Annotated in this window: 18 protein-coding genes; 7 read left to right on the forward strand and 11 right to left on the reverse strand. The window is 66.9% G+C overall.

Annotation, left to right across the window (positions count from 1 at the left end; all coding sequences use genetic code 11):
* Positions 1-4: 4 nt before the first annotated feature.
* From N825_RS17065 to N825_RS17095, 7 genes are read right to left on the reverse strand one after another with little or no spacing between them, the layout of a single operon-like run.
* Entirely contained in the window at positions 5-478 is a 474-nt protein-coding gene (locus N825_RS17065; protein ID WP_037454450.1) for a tripartite tricarboxylate transporter TctB family protein, read from the reverse strand.
* A 15-nt stretch (positions 479-493) separates the two neighbouring features.
* Positions 494-1,495 carry a tripartite tricarboxylate transporter substrate binding protein gene (locus tag N825_RS17070; protein WP_037454453.1) on the reverse strand — a complete coding sequence of 334 codons (1,002 nt, stop codon included), beginning with the start codon at positions 1,493-1,495 and terminating at the stop codon, positions 494-496.
* 54 nt (positions 1,496-1,549) lie between these two features.
* Positions 1,550-1,828, reverse strand: a complete 279-nt coding sequence (locus N825_RS17075) for a nitrile hydratase accessory protein (RefSeq protein ID WP_084164814.1) — start codon at positions 1,826-1,828, stop codon at positions 1,550-1,552.
* Positions 1,825-2,481 carry a nitrile hydratase subunit beta gene (gene nthB, locus N825_RS17080; RefSeq protein WP_037454456.1) on the reverse strand — a complete coding sequence of 219 codons (657 nt, stop codon included), beginning with the start codon at positions 2,479-2,481 and terminating at the stop codon, positions 1,825-1,827. Before nthB ends, N825_RS17075 begins: the two co-directional genes overlap by 4 nt.
* Positions 2,478-3,164 (reverse strand): nitrile hydratase subunit alpha, encoded by a 687-nt coding sequence (nthA, locus tag N825_RS17085; protein WP_037454459.1) that lies wholly within the window; start codon positions 3,162-3,164, stop codon positions 2,478-2,480. Before nthA ends, nthB begins: the two co-directional genes overlap by 4 nt.
* 2 nt (positions 3,165-3,166) lie before the next feature.
* Positions 3,167-3,967: an SDR family NAD(P)-dependent oxidoreductase gene (locus N825_RS17090; protein ID WP_051512493.1), complete on the reverse strand. Its 801-nt coding sequence runs from the start codon at positions 3,965-3,967 to the stop codon at positions 3,167-3,169.
* A gap of 51 nt (positions 3,968-4,018) precedes the next feature.
* Entirely contained in the window at positions 4,019-4,756 is a 738-nt protein-coding gene (locus N825_RS17095; RefSeq protein ID WP_037454463.1) for an SDR family oxidoreductase, read from the reverse strand.
* A gap of 190 nt (positions 4,757-4,946) precedes the next feature.
* Between N825_RS17095 and N825_RS17100 the strand changes: the two genes are divergently transcribed.
* Complete coding sequence (locus tag N825_RS17100) at positions 4,947-5,510, forward strand: TetR/AcrR family transcriptional regulator (protein ID WP_037454466.1); 564 nt, start codon at positions 4,947-4,949, stop codon at positions 5,508-5,510.
* A 9-nt stretch (positions 5,511-5,519) separates the two neighbouring features.
* Positions 5,520-5,852, forward strand: a complete 333-nt coding sequence (locus N825_RS17105) for a DMT family transporter (protein WP_063833859.1) — start codon at positions 5,520-5,522, stop codon at positions 5,850-5,852.
* Between the two features lie 19 nt (positions 5,853-5,871).
* Here the strand turns inward: N825_RS17105 and N825_RS17110 are convergent, their stop codons facing one another.
* Positions 5,872-6,615, reverse strand: a complete 744-nt coding sequence (locus N825_RS17110) for a helix-turn-helix domain-containing protein (protein WP_157619317.1) — start codon at positions 6,613-6,615, stop codon at positions 5,872-5,874.
* Positions 6,616-6,804: 189 nt separating this feature from the next.
* On the opposite strand from N825_RS17110, the gene cydD reads away from it, so the two are divergent.
* The 4 genes from cydD (at position 6,805) to N825_RS17130 (ending at position 12,828) form a co-directional block, all read left to right on the forward strand.
* On the forward strand, positions 6,805-8,493 hold the full coding sequence (gene cydD, locus N825_RS17115; protein ID WP_198038369.1) for a thiol reductant ABC exporter subunit CydD: 1,689 nt from the start codon (positions 6,805-6,807) through the stop codon (positions 8,491-8,493).
* Positions 8,486-10,156, forward strand: coding sequence for a thiol reductant ABC exporter subunit CydC (cydC, locus tag N825_RS17120; RefSeq protein ID WP_051512494.1), 1,671 nt, complete (start codon positions 8,486-8,488; stop codon positions 10,154-10,156). Before cydD ends, cydC begins: the two co-directional genes overlap by 8 nt.
* A gap of 55 nt (positions 10,157-10,211) precedes the next feature.
* Positions 10,212-11,468: a M20/M25/M40 family metallo-hydrolase gene (locus tag N825_RS17125; RefSeq protein ID WP_037454469.1), complete on the forward strand. Its 1,257-nt coding sequence runs from the start codon at positions 10,212-10,214 to the stop codon at positions 11,466-11,468.
* Positions 11,469-11,598: 130 nt separating this feature from the next.
* Positions 11,599-12,828, forward strand: a complete 1,230-nt coding sequence (locus N825_RS17130; protein ID WP_037454471.1) for a hypothetical protein — start codon at positions 11,599-11,601, stop codon at positions 12,826-12,828.
* A 25-nt stretch (positions 12,829-12,853) separates the two neighbouring features.
* On the opposite strand, the gene N825_RS17135 is transcribed toward N825_RS17130, so the two are convergent.
* From N825_RS17135 to N825_RS17145, 3 genes are all read right to left on the reverse strand, one after another.
* Positions 12,854-13,279 (reverse strand): response regulator transcription factor, encoded by a 426-nt coding sequence (locus N825_RS17135; RefSeq protein WP_084164815.1) that lies wholly within the window; start codon positions 13,277-13,279, stop codon positions 12,854-12,856.
* Between the two features lie 129 nt (positions 13,280-13,408).
* Positions 13,409-14,023 carry a response regulator FixJ gene (fixJ, locus tag N825_RS17140; RefSeq protein WP_037454473.1) on the reverse strand — a complete coding sequence of 205 codons (615 nt, stop codon included), beginning with the start codon at positions 14,021-14,023 and terminating at the stop codon, positions 13,409-13,411.
* On the reverse strand, positions 14,013-15,539 hold the full coding sequence (locus N825_RS17145) for a PAS domain-containing sensor histidine kinase (protein WP_084164816.1): 1,527 nt from the start codon (positions 15,537-15,539) through the stop codon (positions 14,013-14,015). The genes fixJ and N825_RS17145 overlap by 11 nt, the downstream gene beginning before the upstream one ends.
* Before the next feature lie 204 nt (positions 15,540-15,743).
* On the opposite strand from N825_RS17145, the gene N825_RS17150 reads away from it, so the two are divergent.
* Positions 15,744-16,724: a TRAP transporter substrate-binding protein gene (locus N825_RS17150; RefSeq protein WP_037454475.1), complete on the forward strand. Its 981-nt coding sequence runs from the start codon at positions 15,744-15,746 to the stop codon at positions 16,722-16,724.
* Positions 16,725-16,727: the final 3 nt, after the last annotated feature.

Here is a 16,727-nt window from a genome sequence, read left to right on the forward strand (position 1 = left end):
GGCGTCACCAAGCCCACGGGGTCAGGACGCCCCACGGCAGCGGAACCTTCAGCAGGCTGTAGAAGCCATAGTGGACCGCCATGGTCAACAGGATCGCGAGTACCGGCGCCAGCGCCAGACGTACGCCCAGGATCCCGAACAGCACGGTCAAGGTGATGAACGTCGTCGGGATGAATCCCAGCGGCGTGGACACCAGGATGTACAGGATCACCAGCGCGATGGTGATCGCCAGCGCCCTCAGGTGATGGCCCGACCGCGCCCAGGAGGCCAGCGCCACCGCACCGGTCTCCGCCCAGTGACGGATGCCGCCGGCGATCAGCACCAGCGAGCAGCCGCCGATCGCGATGGCGATCCAGGTCGGGAAGACGGAGGCGCCGTACTCCTGACCGGGGATCGCGGGGAAGGATTGTGCGTACAGGCCGATCACGAGCGCGAAGGCCAGCAGCACGGCGCCAAGGATGGCGTCGTTGATCCGCATGGGTGGAGCCGCGCCTTACTGCTTCGCGATGCCGACGGCCTTCATCACCGTGCCCAAGCTTTCGTTGCTCTCGCTCATGAAGTTCGAGAACTGGTCGCCCGAGGCGTAGATCATCCCGAATCCGCGTTGGTTCATGAAGTCCTTGAAGTCGGAGCTGTCATAGACCTCCTTCAGCGCCTTGATCAGGCGGTCGGACACGTCCTGCGGCAGGCCCTTCGGACCGACGATGCCGCGCCAGGCGGCCATGGTCCAATCGATGCCAGTCTGTTCCTTCAGGGTCGGGATGTTGGGGAACAGCGGATTGCGCTCCTTCGCCATGATGGCGAGGCTCTTGACCCGCCCGGCGTCGATCAGCGACCGGGCCTCGGGCAGCGAGCAGGGGACGACCTGAACGCCGCCCGCGACGAGATCCTGGAGACCCGGCGCCGCTCCCTGGCTCGGCACCCACGGCACGGACTGCGGAGGAATGTCGGCTTCATCGAGCATGCCGGCCAAGGCCAGGTGCCAGATGCCGCCCTGGCCGGTCCCGGAAGCCTTCATGGAGCCAGGCTTGGCGCGGACCGCTTCCAGGAAATCCTTGGCGCTGGCGAACTTGCTGTCCTGGGCGACCTGAAGCCCGGCCGGATCCTCGTTCATCAAGGCCAGTGGCGTGTAGTCGGTGTGGGTCAGCTGGGTCAGGCCCTGCCAATGCATCATGCCGATCTCGACGGTGGCGATGCCGAGCGTGTAGCCGTCGGCCGCCGAACTGGCGATCGCCTGATGGCCCACGACGCCGCTGCCCCCCGTCCGGTTGACCACATTGACCGGCTGCCCCAGGGTCTTCTCCAGCAGGCTGCCGACGATGCGGGCGGTGGCGTCGGTGCCGCCGCCGGCGCCCCACGGCACGATCAGGGTGATCGGGCGCTCGGGATAAGCCGCCAGCGCGGGGGCCGCCGCCATGCCGAGCAAGGCGCCGCCCGCCGAAAGGGCGACGGTCAGAGCGGTGGCGCAGGTGCCGATGAAGGTTCTTCTTTTCATTGCTTCCCCCCAATTTTTTCGTGTTTTCGCCTGACCCCGAGGACGGGTTGGTCCTCAGGGTAATTCGTCGGGCATGACCAGCCCCTTGGTCACGACCATGCGCTCCAGGGCGCGCAGCCAATGATGGTAGTATGTCGATCCGAGGTCGGGATCGCCTCGCTCCTGGGCCGCCGCGATCTCATCCGCCAGGATCTCGGCCCATTCAGGCCAGGTGAAGTGTCCGGCCTCGTGGAGCCTGACCGTCATGGCGAAAGCCTGCGCCTCCCATGGCTCCTTGAAGGGCGGCTCTTCTACGGGCTGGTGCGGGCCGGGTGTGTGCGACAGGGCGGTCACGGCGCCGGCTCCAGGTAGTCGTCCCACAGGTCGATGTAGATCGCGTCCCTCGCCGGCGCGGTGTCGCCCCACAATTCTTGTCCGGTGAAGCGGACGCTGTAGCAGTGCTGGGGCTTGACGCCCTCGCCATGGGCATGGGTGTCGGGAAAGACGTAGACGCCGTGGTCGCGGTCGATCACGCCGGTGCGGCCCCGGCAGTAGCGCGGCACGCGGGTATGCCGGGGTGTCGTCACCTCGCGCACCAGCACCCGGGCGCCGACCTGGAAGCGCGGCGGCACCGTGTCGGGCAGCTTGGCGCTGACACCCTTGCGGAGGATCGCCGCGACCCGCTCCGGATTGGGCGGCGGCGTGTCTGCGAGGGCGGCGGGAGTGCCGGTCGCGACCTCGTCGGCGGTCATCAGGCCGGTGTCGAGCGCCAGCTTCTCGACCGCCTTGAACCACAGCTCGAAATAGCTGCTGCCGAGATAGTCGAGCGGGTGGCGGTTCTCGCGGGCGTGGCGCGAGGTGTCGATGTTCCAGCGGCCGTGGAACCCCAGCGCCAGGGTGACCGCGAAGGCGCGGCGCTCCCATTCGGCATGGAACAGCGGATCGTTAGGATCGGTGTCGATCGGCCCCATCCCATGCATGCCGCCCATGTCATGCGCGCCGTTCACGGCGTTGACTCCATGGCCATCGGCTTGGCCGGAGACTTCGCTCGGGTCACGCCGATCATGCTGTCGCGGTTGACCAAGTCGGCCAACTCGTCCTCGGCCATGCCCTCGGTCCCGGGCGGGCGCTCCGGCAGGACCAGATAGCGCAACTCCGCCGTGCTGTCCCAGACGCGGACCTCGACCTCGTCGGAGACGTCGGTGCCGAACTCCGCCAGCACGCCACGCGGATCCAGCACGGCCCGCGACCGGTAGGGGGCGGACTTGTACCAGACCGGCGGCAATCCCAGGACCGGCCATGGGTAGCAGGAGCATAGGGTGCAGACGACGAGGTTGTGGACGGTGGGCGTGTTCTCGACGACGACCATGTCCTCGCCCTGCCTGCCGGTGAAGCCGAACTCGGCGATGGCCGCCGTGGCGTCCTCCAGCAGGCGGCGCTTGTAGTCCGGATCGGTCCAGGCGCGGGCGACCACACGGGCGCCGTTGCGCGGGCCGACCTTGTGCTCGTAGGTGTCGATCAGGGCGTCCAGCGAGGCGGGGTCGACCAGCTTCTTGGCGACCAGCAACGCCTCCAGCGCCTTCACCCGCTGGGCGATCGGTGAGGCCGGGGCGGCGTGGGCGTGCCCGCTGGCGCCATGATCGTGGTCGTGATCATGGTCATGATCCCCGTGATGATCGTGGCCGCTCATGGTCAGACGGTCCCCGCGTCCACGATGAAGGTCTGGGCCGAGCACATGGCGCTGTCGTCGGCTCCCAGGAACAGGACCATCCTCGCCACATCATGGGGCTTCAGGGTGTCCTTGAGGCATTGGCGGTCGGTGTTGGCCGCCAGCTTCTCGGGCGTCACCCACAGGCTCTTCTGCCGCTCGGTCATGATCCAACCGGGCGAGACGTGGTTGACCCGGATGGCCGAGGGGCCGAGGTCGCGGGCCAGGGCCCGGGTCAAGCCGACGACGCCGGCCTTGGCCGCCTGATAGACCGCGAGGTTGTCGGTGCAGATCTGCCACGAGGTCGAGCCCAGGTTGACGATCGAGCCGCCGCCCGCCTTGGCCATGCCGCCCGCCACCGCTTGCGCCATGAAGAACTGGTGCCGCAGGTTGACGTTGATGCGGTCGTCCCAATACTCGGGCGTCACCTCGGAGATGGTGTGCCGGTCGTCGCGCGCGGCGTTGTTGACCAGCACGCGAATGGGGCCAAGCTCCCCTTCGATCCGCTGGACGGCGGCCCGTCCGGCGGCGATGTCGGTCAGGTCGCACGCGACGAACAGGGGGGCGGTCACGCCGGCTTCGCGGAACACGCCGAGCAGGGCTTCGGCCGCCGCCTCGTCGCGGTCGATGAAGCCGACCTTGGCGCCCTGCACCGCGTAATGGGCCACGGTCGAGGCGCCGATCCCCGACGCTCCGCCCGTGATCAGCACCGCTTTGCCGTTCAAGCTGGGATACCGCGCGGCTTTGCCGGCGGCTTCGATATCGGCGACGGTCACGTCAGCCATGTCATGGTCCTCTTGTGTGGTATGCGGGGCGGCACCGATCCGTCGATGGCGTCAGGTCGTCATGCCGCCGTCGACGACGTGGATCTGCCCGGTCGTGAATGTCGACTCATCACCCGCCAGATAGACAGCCATGGCGGCGATCTCCTCCGGCGTTCCCAGACGGCCGAGCGGCTGGCGGGCCACGAACGCCTTCCGCGCCGCCTCGGCGTCGCCCGACGCCGCGATGCGTTCATCCAGCGAGGGCGTCTGGATGGTGCCGGGGCAGATCGCGTTGCAGCGGATGCCCCTGGTCATGAAATCCGCCGCGACGGACTTGGTCAGTCCGATGACGGCGGCCTTGCTGGCGCCATAGACGAAGCGGTTCGGAATGCCCCTGACGGACGACGCGATCGAGGCGATGTTGATGATGGAGGCCCCCTGGTCACGCTCCAGCAGCGCCGGCAGGAACGCCTTGATCACCCGGTACATCGCCCGGACGTTCAGGTCGAACGAGAAGTCCCAATCCTTCTCCTCGCAGTCCAGGATGGTGCCGTGGTGGACGAAGCCGGCGCAGTTGACGATGATATCGACGGCGCCCAGATCGGCGGCGGCTTGCCGGATCGCCCGCGGATCGAGCACGTCGAGCCGGCGGACCGTCAGGCGCTCGGTTCCCTCCAATTCGGAAAGCTTGTCCAGGTTGACGTCGGTCGCGACGACGGTGGCGCCCTCCCGCGCGAAGGCCAAGGCCGTGGCGCGGCCGATACCTTGGGCCGCCGCCGTCACCACAGCGGTTTTGCCGGACAAACGCATCTGTCTTCTCCCCCTGCGGCACCGTGTTGGATCACGGTCTGCTCGTTCGGTACCCGGATAGCTCGGGCGCCGATAGTTTCACCCGTGCGAACTGGTATGTCCACTCTCATCATGATCAGGCCCGCGCGGGAAGGGGTGCGCGCGTTTCGGCTCTTGCCTTACATACCGTCCGGACGGTATGTAAGGCCCTATGAACCAGTCCAGCGCATCCGGCCGCAAGCGCCAGCCCGAAGTGACCCAGCGGCGTCTTTTGGATGTGGCGGGGGAGATCGTCGGCGAGGACGGCGTCGCCGCCTTGACGCTCGATGCCGTGGCGAAGCGGGCGGGGGTCAGCAAAGGTGGCTTGCTGCATCACTTCCCCAGCAAGCAAGCCTTGCTGGCGGCGATGGTCGAGACGATGGCCGATCGCTTCATGCGAACGGCGGACGAACTGGGCGAAGACGATCCCGATCAGCGGGGGCGGGCCGCCCGCGCCTATGTCCGAACGGCGTTCAGCGAGCCCGACACCGAGATCCGGCGCTGGGCGGCGCTCAGCGCGGCTTTCATGTCGGACCCCAACCTGCTGGACGGCTGGCGGGAGAGGTTGAGGGAGGTTCGGGCGCGGGACCGTGAGGAATGCGCCGATCCGATCGCGGCCCTGGTCGCCCGGCTGGCCGCCGATGGCCTGTGGCTGGCGGATGTCGGCCGGCTGTACGACATCGACGCCGAGACGAGATCGGCCCTGGCCGAGCGGCTGATCGCCCTGACACGGTAGGAAGGTTCGATGATGGCCTATGTGTTCCTGATCGTCGCCATCGTGCTGGAGGTCGTCGCGACCTCGGCCTTGCAGGCGTCCCAGCAGTTCACCCGGCCCTTGCCGGTCACGATCATGCTCGCGGGCTATGGGACGTCATTCTACCTGCTGTCGCTGGCGCTCATGACCCTGCCGGTCGGCATCGCCTACGCCATCTGGAGCGGGCTCGGGATCGTGCTGATCAGCCTGGTCGGCTTCGTTTGGTTCAAGCAGGCGCTGGACGCGCCGGCCGTCCTGGGGCTTGGCCTGATCGTGGCCGGCGTGATCGTCGTCAACGTGTTCTCGAAATCGGTGCCGCACTGACGGATCGCAGGTACCGGCCTCAGGCGGCCTCGGCCATCTCGGCGATGGTGTCCAGGTCGGTCAGTTCGATCTTGTGACCATCCAGCAGACGAATCAGGCCCGCGGTCTTGAGGCAGGTGATGGTGCGGGAAACGGTCTCGATCGTCAGGCCGAGATAGTCGGCGATGTCGGCCCTGCCCATCGGCATCGACACGCGGGTGTCGCACAGGCCGCGCCTGGCCGCTTTCCGCGACAGCGACAGCAGGAAGGTGCAGAGCTTTTCCTTGGCCGTCTTGCGGCCCAGCAGGACCATCTGTTCCTGGGCGGTCAGCAGCTCGTTGGCGGTGACCGCCAGCAGCCGGCGGCGGATGATCGGGTTCTCGTCGATCAGCGTCTCCATCCGGCGACGGGGGAACCGGCGAACGGCCGCCGTGGTGACCGCCTCGGCGGTGTAGAGATAGGTGTCGTTGAACGACAGGCCCAGGAAGTCGCCGGCCTCGACGAAGCCGATGATCTGGCGGCGCCCATCGGGCAGCAGCTTGAAGACGCGGATGGTGCCGCTGGTCACCTCGAAGACGTTTTCGGCGTGTTCGCCTTCGCGGAACAGCGGCAGGTCGCGTTCCACGGTGGCGATCGAGGCGATTTCATCCAGGGCGTCGGAGGGGCGCATGGTCCAGCGGGAAGGATTGACCGGAGTGGCGGTCGCGTTGCGGCGAGCCTGGACCAAGCCTCCCAGGGTGACGGATGTCGCGTTGACGTTGGCGATGGCAAGGGCTGGGGCCATGATGTCTCTACCTCTCCACTCCGATTGATCGGATGTCGCGGACTTACGCCGTCCGTAAGCGAGGTATAGGGCCAGCCGGCGGCGCGGCTAAGTTCGGGATTTTACGTAAGGGTTTGTACGTAAGGGGTTTTACGTATGGACGGCCAGCATATGTCAGGTGGCGGGATCGACCAAGGAAACGGGGGACTGGTGACCGATCGGCAGGCGGCTAGGTGGCTCAAGGATCTGTCGAAGCGGGCCCGGCTGGGCGTCGGGCTGGCGGTTGGCGCCGGTTTCGCGAGCGGATTGCTGCTGCTGGTCCAGGCGGGGCTGATCGCCCATGTGCTCCACGCCGCCATCGTCGATCACGCGCCGCGCGCCGACTTGATGCCGGCGCTGTGGGGATTGCTCGCGATCTACGGCGCGCGGGCGTTCTGCGCCTGGGGGGCGGAGGTGGCGGGATTCTCGGCGGCTGCGGGTGTTAGGGCGGGGCTTCGGCGGGAGGTCTACGCGCATATCGGCCGGCTGGGGCCGGCCTATGTCGCCGGGCGGCACAGCGGCGATCTCGCCACGGTGCTGGTCGAGCGGGTCGACGCGCTCGATGGCTACTTCGCGCGGTTCCTACCCCAGATGGCCTTGTCGGTGTTGGTGCCGCTGACGCTGCTGGCGGCGATCTTCCCGGTCAACTGGGTGGTCGGCGGCATGCTGCTGCTGGCCGCACCCTTCGTGCCGCTGTTCATGTCGCTGATCGGCATGGGCGCCGCGGCGGCCAGCCGCAAGCAGTTCGACACCCTGGCCCGGATGGGCGGGCACTTCCTGGACAGGCTCCAGGGGCTGACAACGTTGAAGCTGTTCGGTCAGGCGCGGCGGGAATTGGACCTGATCCGGCACGTGTCGGACGAGTACCGGCAGCGCACCATGGGCGTGCTGCGCATCGCGTTCCTGTCCTCCGCCGTGCTGGAGTTGTTCAGCGCGATGGCGGTGGCCGTGGTGGCGGTCTATGTCGGGTTCAGCCTGCTGGGCTATGTCCGGTTCGGCCCGAGCGGCGGGGTCACGCTGGCGACCGGCTTGTTCGTTCTGCTGCTCGCGCCGGAGTTCTTCTTTCCCCTTCGGCAACTGGCGGCGCATTACCATGACAGGGCCGCGGCGGTCGGGGCGGCGGCGCGCATCCTGGAGGTGCTGGAAACTCCGGTGGAGCCGCGTGCCGGTATCCACGCGCCGGCGGGCGCCGGTCCGATGGCGCTGGAGATGGTCGGCGTCAGCTTCGTCCATGGGGTTGGCGAGGGCGCCAGGCCGGTGCTTGATGGCTTCTCGCTCAACGTCGAGGCGGGCGAGCGGGTGGCGCTGGTCGGGCCGAGCGGTGCCGGCAAGTCCACCGTCATCAGCCTGTTCCTCGGCTTCCTGCGGCCGGGAGCGGGGGTGGTTCGGATCGGCGGTTTGGAGGTCGGGCGGATCGATCCCGCCGAAGTCACCGCCTGGGTCGGGCAGAACCCCCACCTGTTCCACGGCACGATCCGCGACAACATCCGGCTCGCCCGGCCCGACGCGGAGGAGGACGAGATCCAGGCCGCCGCCGACGAGGCGCGGGTGACCGACTTCGCGGCGCGTCTGCCCCAGGGGTTGGATACCCTGATCGGGCAGCGTGGCCATGGCATCTCCGGGGGCGAGGCCCGACGGGTCGCCTTGGCCAGGGCGTATCTCAAGGACGCGCCAATCCTGTTGCTGGACGAGCCGACGGCGGGGCTGGATGCCGCCAACGAGGCGCTGGTGCTGAAGGCGCTCGATACGCTGGCGCGGGGCCGAACCGTCCTGATCGCGACCCACAGTCTGTCGGGCATCGGCTGGGCCGACCGCGCGATCCCGATCGAGGGCACCGCCGAGGTGGTGGCCGATGCGTGATCTGTGGCCTTTCCTGAAGCTGTTCGCCGGGCATCGCTGGCGCATGGCGCTGGGAGCCTCGCTGATGCTGGTGACGCTGGCGGCGGGCATCGGCCTGCTGGGGCTGTCCGGCTGGTTCATCACCGGCAGCGCGCTGGCTGGATTGGGACTGGGTGCGGCGGGCTTCAACATCTTCACCCCCAGCGCCGGCATCCGGGCCGCCGCGCTGGTCAGGACCGCCGGACGCTACGCCGAGCGCACGGTCAACCACGAGGCGACGTTCCGGCTGCTGGCCGACATGCGCTCGTGGCTGTTCGCCAAGGCGATGCCGCTCGACGCCGGGCAGGTGGCCCGGCTGACCGGTGGCGACCTGCTGACCCGGCTGACCGCCGACATCGACGCGCTCGACAACCTCTATTTGCGGGTCGTGGCACCCAGCGTGGTGGCGTTGCTGACGGCGGTGGGCGTGCTGGTGCCGCTCGGCTGGATCGACCCGATGGTGGCGCTGGTGACGGTGGCGCTGATGCTGGCGGCGGGTGTCGGCGTTCCGGTGCTGGCGGAACGGCTGGGATCAGCGACGGGTGGGGAATTGGTGACGCTGGGCGCCAGCTTGCGGACGCGCGCCGTGGATGGCATCCAAGGGCTCGCCGATCTGCGGGCCTTCGCGGCGGACGGCCGCCAGCTGGAGGCGATCTCCAGCGACACCGACGCGTTGATCGCCCGGCAGAGGCGGATGAGTTCCATCACCGGCCTGTCCGCCGCCCTGACCATGCTGGTATCGGGCGCCGCCGTCTGGCTGGCGCTGGTGCTGGTGGTCGGCGAGGTCGAGCGCGGCGATGTCGAGGGGCCGATGGCGGCCTTGGTCGTCTTCGTGGTGATGGCGGTGTTCGAGGCGGTGGCCCCGTTGCCGCTGGCCTACCAATACCTGGGACGAACCCGCGCCGCCGCGCGCCGCCTGCTGGAGATCGCCGAGACGGTCCCCCAGGTGCGCGACCCGGCGACGCCCGTGGCGCCGCCGACCGAGTTCACGCTGCGGTTCGAGGATGTCGATTTCGGACACGGCGGCAATCCCGTCCTGAGCGACCTTGACCTGGAACTACCCCAAGGCCGGACGACGGTGCTGCTGGGCCCGAGCGGTGTCGGCAAATCGACCATCGCCAACTTGGCGCTGCGCCTGATCGATCCCGATGCCGGCCGCGTCACGCTGGGCGGCGTCGACCTGCGTGACCTCCGGCAGGAGGACTTGCACGCGCTGATGGCCCACGTCAGCCAGGGAACCCATCTGTTCGCCGCCGATATCCGTGAAAACCTGCTGATGGGCAGGCGGGACGCCAGCAACGACGATCTATGGGACGCGCTGGAGGTCGTGCGGATGGCCGATTTCGTCGAGGGTCTGCCCGACGGTATCCTGACTTGGTCCGGCGAGAACGGCGTGCTGCTGTCCGGAGGTCAGGCCCGGCGCGTGGCCCTGGCGCGCGCCTTGCTGAAGAACGCGCCAGTCCTGGTGCTGGACGAGCCAACCGAAGGGCTGGACGCCGCGACCGAGGCGGCCCTGATGCGGGAGTTGCGGCCGCGCTTGGCGGGCCGCACCGTGCTGCTGATCACCCACCGGGAGTCGATGCTCGCCGACACCGACATCGTGTGGCGGATGGCCGAGGGCCCCGTTTTGTCCGCGCGATCATGACCGGGTTCGGGTGTTGACACGGCCAAGCGCCGACATCCTTGGAGGAAACCGTCCCATGCCCAAGCTTCGCCCCATCACACTCGCCGCCGCGGTCGCGCTGTCGACATCCGCCGGTCCCGTCCTCGCGGCCGATCAGGCCGCCGAGGATCTGTTGAAGCGGGCTGAGGCGGAGCGGTCGGACTATCTGGCGACTTTGGAGCAACTGGTCTCGATCGATACCGGCACCGGTCAGGAGGCCGGCATCTCCAAGGTTCAGGGCATGCTGGTGGACCGGCTGAAGGCTCTGGGAGCCGAGGTCCAGGTGACGCCGGCGGAGCCGTCGGTTGGGGGAAACATCGTCGGCACCTTGAAGGGCACGGGCGATGCCAAGTTCATGCTGATGATCCATTATGACACGGTGTTCGGTCCCGGCGCCGCCGCCCAGCGGCCGTTCAAGGTCGAGGGCGACCGGATCACCGGCCCCGGTGTCGCCGATGGCAAGGGCGGTGTCGCGATGGTGCTCCATTCGCTGAAGCTGCTGCGCGACCAGAACTTCGACCGCTACGGCACGATCACGGTGCTGTTCAATCCGGACGAGGAGATGGGATCGCGCGGGTCGCGGAGGATGATCGCCGATCTGGCCAAGTCGCAGGATTACGTCTTCTCCTATGAGCCGCCGGACAAGGATGCCGTCACGACCGCGACCAATGGCATCAACACGGTCTTCCTGGATGTGAAGGGCAGGGCGTCGCATGCCGGTTCCGCTCCGGAGGAGGGGCGCAACGCCATCACGGAACTGGCGCACCAGTTGGTCCAACTGAAGGATCTCGGGGACCCAGCCAAGGGCACGACGGTCAACTGGACGATCGTCAAGGGGGGCGAGAAGCGCAACATCATCCCCGACGCCGCCTCCGCCGAGGGGGACATGCGCTATTCCGACCTGACCGAGACCGACCGCGTGCTGGCCGATGGCAAGCGGATCATTGGACAGACGCTGATCCCCGACACGGAAGTGGCGTTCCGCGTCGAGAAGGGCCGGCCGCCGCTGGCGCGGAACCTGGCATCACAGGAGTTGGCGGGCCTCGCCAAGGAGCGCTATGGCCGGATCGGGCGCGACTTGGGGTCGGTCGCCATGAGGTTCGGCACCGACGCGGGCTATGCGTATGTGCCGGATAGCCCCGAGCCGGCAATCCTCGAGACGATGGGCATCGTCGGTGCCGGGCTTCACTCTCCGGAGGAGTACGCGGAGCTTTCCAGCATCGCGCCGCGCCTATACCTCACCACCAGCCTGATCATGGATCTGTCGGAAAGCGCGCAATCGAAAAGTGATTGAGCCGAATACGCATAGACCAAAAGTATAGGTCTGGAGATTAACCTTAAGAGCCAATTAACCAGTTTTCCCGTATTCCCGTGGCGACGGCGGGCGGCAGGCGACCCGCTTCCTGGGTATCGCGAGGGTTCTGGTGAACAGCTTCAACACATGGGCGGCGTCCAGATGGGCGGCCTTCGCCATCGTCATGACGGTTCTGCTGCCGCTTTCCGGCGCGCAGGCGCGCGATACCTTCGTCGCGACGTTGAGCGCCAACGGCGACAGCAGAACCTATGGTTACAAGAGCATCGAGGACGCGATCGACAGCGTGTCCGGCACCAGTCTGCGCGGCCTACTCCCAAGCTATACCGACACCTCTCCGGCGACCGCCGCCTTCGACCTGCGCGGCTTGAGGGCGACGATCACGTATCCGGGCGCCGGGACGGCTTTGGTGCTGAGGATTCCGGCCGCCGGCATCAACAGGACCTTCACGGGCGCCACCCGAGACGAGGCGCAGGACGCATTGTCCGATTATTTCAAGGGGCAGGGCGCCCAGGATGTCACCAAGATCCTCCAGGCCGCCGTGCGCGAGACCGGCATCGATCCGGTGGCCGGCAATCCGGACAGTCTGATGTCGCTGATGGGTGCCGCCGACTTCACGCGTGGGACCGACGCGCTCGGGCATTCCGGCGGCCAGGGATCGCCCAACCAGTTTGGCTTCTCGGTCGATGGTGGCTTGGGCAAGGCGCCCGGTGATTTCGACCAGGGCCGGATCTCCGGGACGCTGTCGTACCGGATGAATTTCGAGGACACCGACGCGGCCGTCTTGTTCGACCTGCCGGTCAACTGGGTCAGGACGGGCGATTCCGACTCACTGTCCGGTTCGCTGGGCGTCGGCATCCGGTTGCCCGTGACGGACTGGTGGTCGCTGACCCCCGGCATCCGCGCCGGCGTCGCCGGATCGATCGATTTGGGTGCCGCCGCCATCGTCTATGCCGGATCGCTGACCAGCGACATCCGCTGGGACTGGAACGGTTGGAAGTTCGGCCTGGGCAACATGGCTGGCGTCTACCGGGCGACCGGCGTCTCGGTTGGCGACTACGACGTCGATTACGACCTGACCAACGTCCTGTTGCGGAATGGTTTGTCAGTGTCGAGGGACCTGACGGACGGACCGAGCCCGATCCAAGCGACGGCATCGATCGTCGACAGCCACTATCTCGGCGACGATCTGTTCGTCGAGCATTTCGACGAGGTGTCGCTCAGCCTCTCGAAGCGGGGCGACGGTGGGCGCTTCCAGTTCGACCGGATCGAGCTGGGCGTGACCTATGGCTTCGGCGATGACTACAAGCGGGTGATGGGGAATTTGAAGCTGCGGTTCTAGCCGCCGCTGTGGGCCGGTGACAGCCTCAGTGCCGTGTCGGCCGGCACAGCGCCGTGCGGATCAGGTCGACCAGGCTTTCATCCTCGAACGGCTTTTCGATGAAGGCGAGCACACCGGCCTCCAGGGCGCGCGCCTTGGTCGCGGGGTCGCCCCGGCCGGTGATCAGGATGACCGGCATGTCGTCCAAACTACCGCCGTGGATTTCCATGAACTCCAAGCCGCTCATGACCGGCAGATGCAGGTCGAGCACGAGGCATCCGCCCTCTTCGGTCCTGAAGTTCTCCAGGAACTCGGGGCAGGAGGAATAATCCTCGACCGCCATGCTGTAGGACTCCAGCAGGGTCCTTAGCGAATCGCGGACGGGTTCGTCGTCGTCGACCAAAAAAACCGTCCGATTGAATTCCGCACCCACGCGTGCCTCCCGCAGTCCCGCCGTGAGCCTTGGAGCCATCGGCGGGTATCGCTCCTGATCGGAGTGGAAGGTAAGCCCGGTGGTGGCGGCGTTAAATACGCAATACCCCTTAGTGGCGGCGATTTATCCCGCGCGGCCGGCGGGAAGCCGGGGTGGCACTCCGGCTGGTCATGGCGGCGGCGCCACTCCCGCCTCCAGCGCCATGCGGACCAGTTGGGACAGGCTGCGGGCCTGCATCTTCTCCATCACCCGCGCCCTGTGGATCTCCACCGTGCGGGGGCTGATGTCCAGGTCGAAGGCGATGACCTTGTTGGCGCGGCCGGCGACCAATCCGTCCAGCACCTCGCGCTCGCGCGGAGTCAACTGGGCGATGCGTTGCGCGGCTTCCGAAGTGGCGGGGGATCCGAGCTTGAGCGCGCGGCGCACCGTTTCGATGATGATCTCGTCGTCGAATGGCTTCTCGATGAAATCGACCGCTCCCGCCTTCATGGCCCGGACCGCCAGGGGTACGTCGGCATGGCCCGTCATGACGATGACGGGAAGCTGGTGGTTGCCGGCGCTCAGGCTTTCCTTGACCCGGATGCCGTCCATCTCCGGCATCCGAACGTCGACCAGCAGGCATCCCGCGCGTGACGGCGCCGACGAGGCGAGGAATTCCAGCGGCGACGCGAAGGCCTCGACCGTCAAACCCGCGGACTCCAGCAATATCTGAAGTGAGTCCCGGACGGCATCGTCGTCATCGACGATGAAGACGGTTTCTCCAGTGGCGTTCTCAGACGGCATTTTCACTCTCTGGGCGGGCGGCCTCCACCGTGAAGTGGAAGGTGACGCCGCCGTCGGGATTGGGGGTGGCCCAAAGCCGCCCGCCGTGGGCGTCGATGATCGACCGGCAGATCGACAGACCCAGCCCCATGCCCTTGGCCTTCGTCGTCACGAAAGGCTGGAACAGGTTGGCCGCGACCACGGGCGCCAGACCGGGACCGGTGTCGGACACCCTGACTTCCACCAGATCCTCATGGGGTGAAACCGTGGCGATGGTCAAGGTGCGGACGGGGCTTTGGCCGAGTGCCTCCATGGCGTTGCGGACGAGGTTGAGGACCACCTGCTGGATCTGGATCTTGTCGATCCAGACGGCGGGCGACTCCGGGGCCAGATCGAAATTCACCCGGATATTCTCCTGCTTGGCGCCGACCAGCGCAAGGGCGCTGGCTTCCTCGATCACCTTGTTGATCGGCTCGGCGGTGCGGTCGGTCTGACCCTTCTCGATGAAGTCGCGCATCCGCCGGATGATCTGGCCGGCGCGGGTCGCCTGGGCCACCGCCTTGTCCATGGTGTCCAGCACCTTGGCGCTGGGCTTGTGCTCCGCCGAGTCCATCATGCGGCGGCATGCCTTGACGTAGTTGGAGATGGCGGTCAATGGCTGGTTCAGTTCGTGCGCCAGGGTGGACGACATCTGGCCCATGGCGCTGAAGCGGGAGACGTGCAGCAGTTCCGATTGCAGGTCCTGGAGCCGCTTCTCCGCGTGCTGGTGCTCGGTCAGGTCGCGGACGAACCCGGTGAACAGCTTGCGGCCGCCGAGATTGACCTCGCCCACCGCCAAGTCCATCGGAAAGGTCGAACCGTCCGCCCGCTGGCCGACGACCACCCGGCCGATGCCGATGATCCGCTTCTCCCCCGTCGCATGGTAGTGATCGAGATAGCCGTCATGGGCGGCGCGGTACGGCGCGGGCATCAGCATGCTGACGTTTTGGCCCACGACATCGGCCGAGGCGTGGCCGAATAGGCGCTCCGCCGCGGGGCTGAACGATTCGATGACGCCGCGTCCGTCGATCACGATGATGGCGTCGGGCACCGTCTCCAGGATGGAGGTCAGGCGGGCCTTCCGCTCCAACAGGTCGGTCTCGTGGCGTTTCCGCTCGGTCATGTCGCGGATGATGCCGATGAAGACGCGGTCGTCATCCACTCCGGCCTCGCCGACCGACAATTCCATTGGAAAGATCGAACCGTCCTTGCGGCGGCCATGGACCTCGCGCCCGATGCCGATGATCTTCCGGTGGCCCGTCTCACGGTAGTTGTTCAGATAGCCGTCATGCTCCTCCCGGTAGGGGGTGGGCATCAGCATCCTGACATTCTGGCCGATCACCTCGTTCGAGTCGTAGCCGAAGAGGCGCAGGCATGCGGGATTGCAGGTCTGGATCCCGCCGAACCTGTCGATGATCACGATGCCGTCGGGGGCGGTTTCGATCAGGGTGCGTAGCTTCAGTTCGTCCGCCGCCGGCGTTGGGGTTTGCGTGTCCACGTGATGCGTGCTCCGCCTGACAAGCTCGATCGAAGCCTATCAGAAAAGCTGGACGGATTAGTCTAGCCAACTGTCCAATGCGCTGAAAACCATCTTCCATCGGGAACGATGGCAATTGAACTTTTCCGCTCGGCTGCTAAACCTTGTGGGCAAGATTCGGACGATGAAGCCGCGATCGACAACGATATGGGAGGCTCGACAAACATGAAGATGACACGCTGGGTATCCACGGCGATGGCTCTGGCGCTCGCCAGCCTGCTGCCTTCGGCCAACCCGACCTTGGCGGCGACGACGCTCCAGATGGGCCACCCGACGGCGTCCAACTCCCATTATGGGGTGGCCAGCGCGACGTTGGCCGAGGAATTGGCTCGGCGCAGCAACGGCAAGTTCAAGCTCGTCATCACGCCGAACGGCGCCGAGCGCGAGATGGTCGAGAGCGCGCAGATCGGCACGCTGGATCTGCTGGTGACCTCGACAGGCCCGGTCGGCAACTTCGTGCCGGAGGTGGCGATCGTCGACATCCCCTTCCTGTTCAAGGATTACACCCACGCCCGCGCGGTGCTGGACGGCCCGGTCGGCCAGGACATGCTCAAGCTGTTCCCGGACAAGGGGCTGGTGGCGCTGGCCTGGGGCGAGAACGGCTTCCGCCACATCACCAACAGCAAGCACGCGATCAACACGCCGGCGGACGCCAAGGGGCTGAAGGTCCGCACGATGGAGAACCAGGTCCACATGACCGCCTTCCGGCAGCTCGGCGTGCTGCCGACCCCGATGGCGTTCACGGAGGTCTTCACCGCCCTCCAGCAGGGAACCGTCGATGGTCAGGAGAATCCGATCCCGGTCATCACGGCGTCGAAATTCGCCCAGGTTCAGAAATATCTGACCCTGACGGGCCACGTCTATTCGCCGGCCCTGATCCTGATGTCGAAGTCGACCTTCGACGGTTTGACCCCGGAGGAGCAGCAGATGTTCCGCGACTCGGCCATGGTCGCCGCCAAGGCGATGCGCGAGAAGGTCGCGGCCGTCGAGGCCACCGGCGTCGCCGAACTGCGCGCCGCCGGCATGGAGGTCATCACCGATGTCGACCGCTCGAAGTTCCAGGAGGCGCTTCAGCCGGCCTACGCCGAATACGCGAAGAAGTTCGGCAAGGAGAACATCGAACGCATCCGCGACTACGCGCCCTGATCG

Origin of the sequence: Skermanella stibiiresistens SB22, from assembly GCF_000576635.1 — a bacterium.
Classification (GTDB): Bacteria; Pseudomonadota; Alphaproteobacteria; order Azospirillales; family Azospirillaceae; genus Skermanella; species Skermanella stibiiresistens.

What these genes read in the sequence shown, in the direction of transcription:
- N825_RS17110 (WP_157619317.1), bottom strand. Translation starts at nt 6,615, where the DNA reads ATGGCCCCAGCCCTTGCCATCGCCAACGTCAACGCGACATCCGTCACC.
- N825_RS17105 (WP_063833859.1), top strand. Translation starts at nt 5,520, where the DNA reads ATGATGGCCTATGTGTTCCTGATCGTCGCCATCGTGCTGGAGGTCGTC.
- fixJ (WP_037454473.1), bottom strand. Translation starts at nt 14,023, where the DNA reads ATGCCGTCTGAGAACGCCACTGGAGAAACCGTCTTCATCGTCGATGAC.
- N825_RS17065 (WP_037454450.1), bottom strand. Translation starts at nt 478, where the DNA reads ATGCGGATCAACGACGCCATCCTTGGCGCCGTGCTGCTGGCCTTCGCG.
- N825_RS17090 (WP_051512493.1), bottom strand. Translation starts at nt 3,967, where the DNA reads ATGGCTGACGTGACCGTCGCCGATATCGAAGCCGCCGGCAAAGCCGCG.
- N825_RS17135 (WP_084164815.1), bottom strand. Translation starts at nt 13,279, where the DNA reads ATGGCTCCAAGGCTCACGGCGGGACTGCGGGAGGCACGCGTGGGTGCG.
- cydC (WP_051512494.1), top strand. Translation starts at nt 8,486, where the DNA reads ATGCGTGATCTGTGGCCTTTCCTGAAGCTGTTCGCCGGGCATCGCTGG.
- nthA (WP_037454459.1), bottom strand. Translation starts at nt 3,164, where the DNA reads ATGAGCGGCCACGATCATCACGGGGATCATGACCATGATCACGACCAC.
- N825_RS17070 (WP_037454453.1), bottom strand. Translation starts at nt 1,495, where the DNA reads ATGAAAAGAAGAACCTTCATCGGCACCTGCGCCACCGCTCTGACCGTC.
- N825_RS17095 (WP_037454463.1), bottom strand. Translation starts at nt 4,756, where the DNA reads ATGCGTTTGTCCGGCAAAACCGCTGTGGTGACGGCGGCGGCCCAAGGT.
- N825_RS17150 (WP_037454475.1), top strand. Translation starts at nt 15,744, where the DNA reads ATGAAGATGACACGCTGGGTATCCACGGCGATGGCTCTGGCGCTCGCC.
- N825_RS17125 (WP_037454469.1), top strand. Translation starts at nt 10,212, where the DNA reads ATGCCCAAGCTTCGCCCCATCACACTCGCCGCCGCGGTCGCGCTGTCG.
- N825_RS17100 (WP_037454466.1), top strand. Translation starts at nt 4,947, where the DNA reads ATGAACCAGTCCAGCGCATCCGGCCGCAAGCGCCAGCCCGAAGTGACC.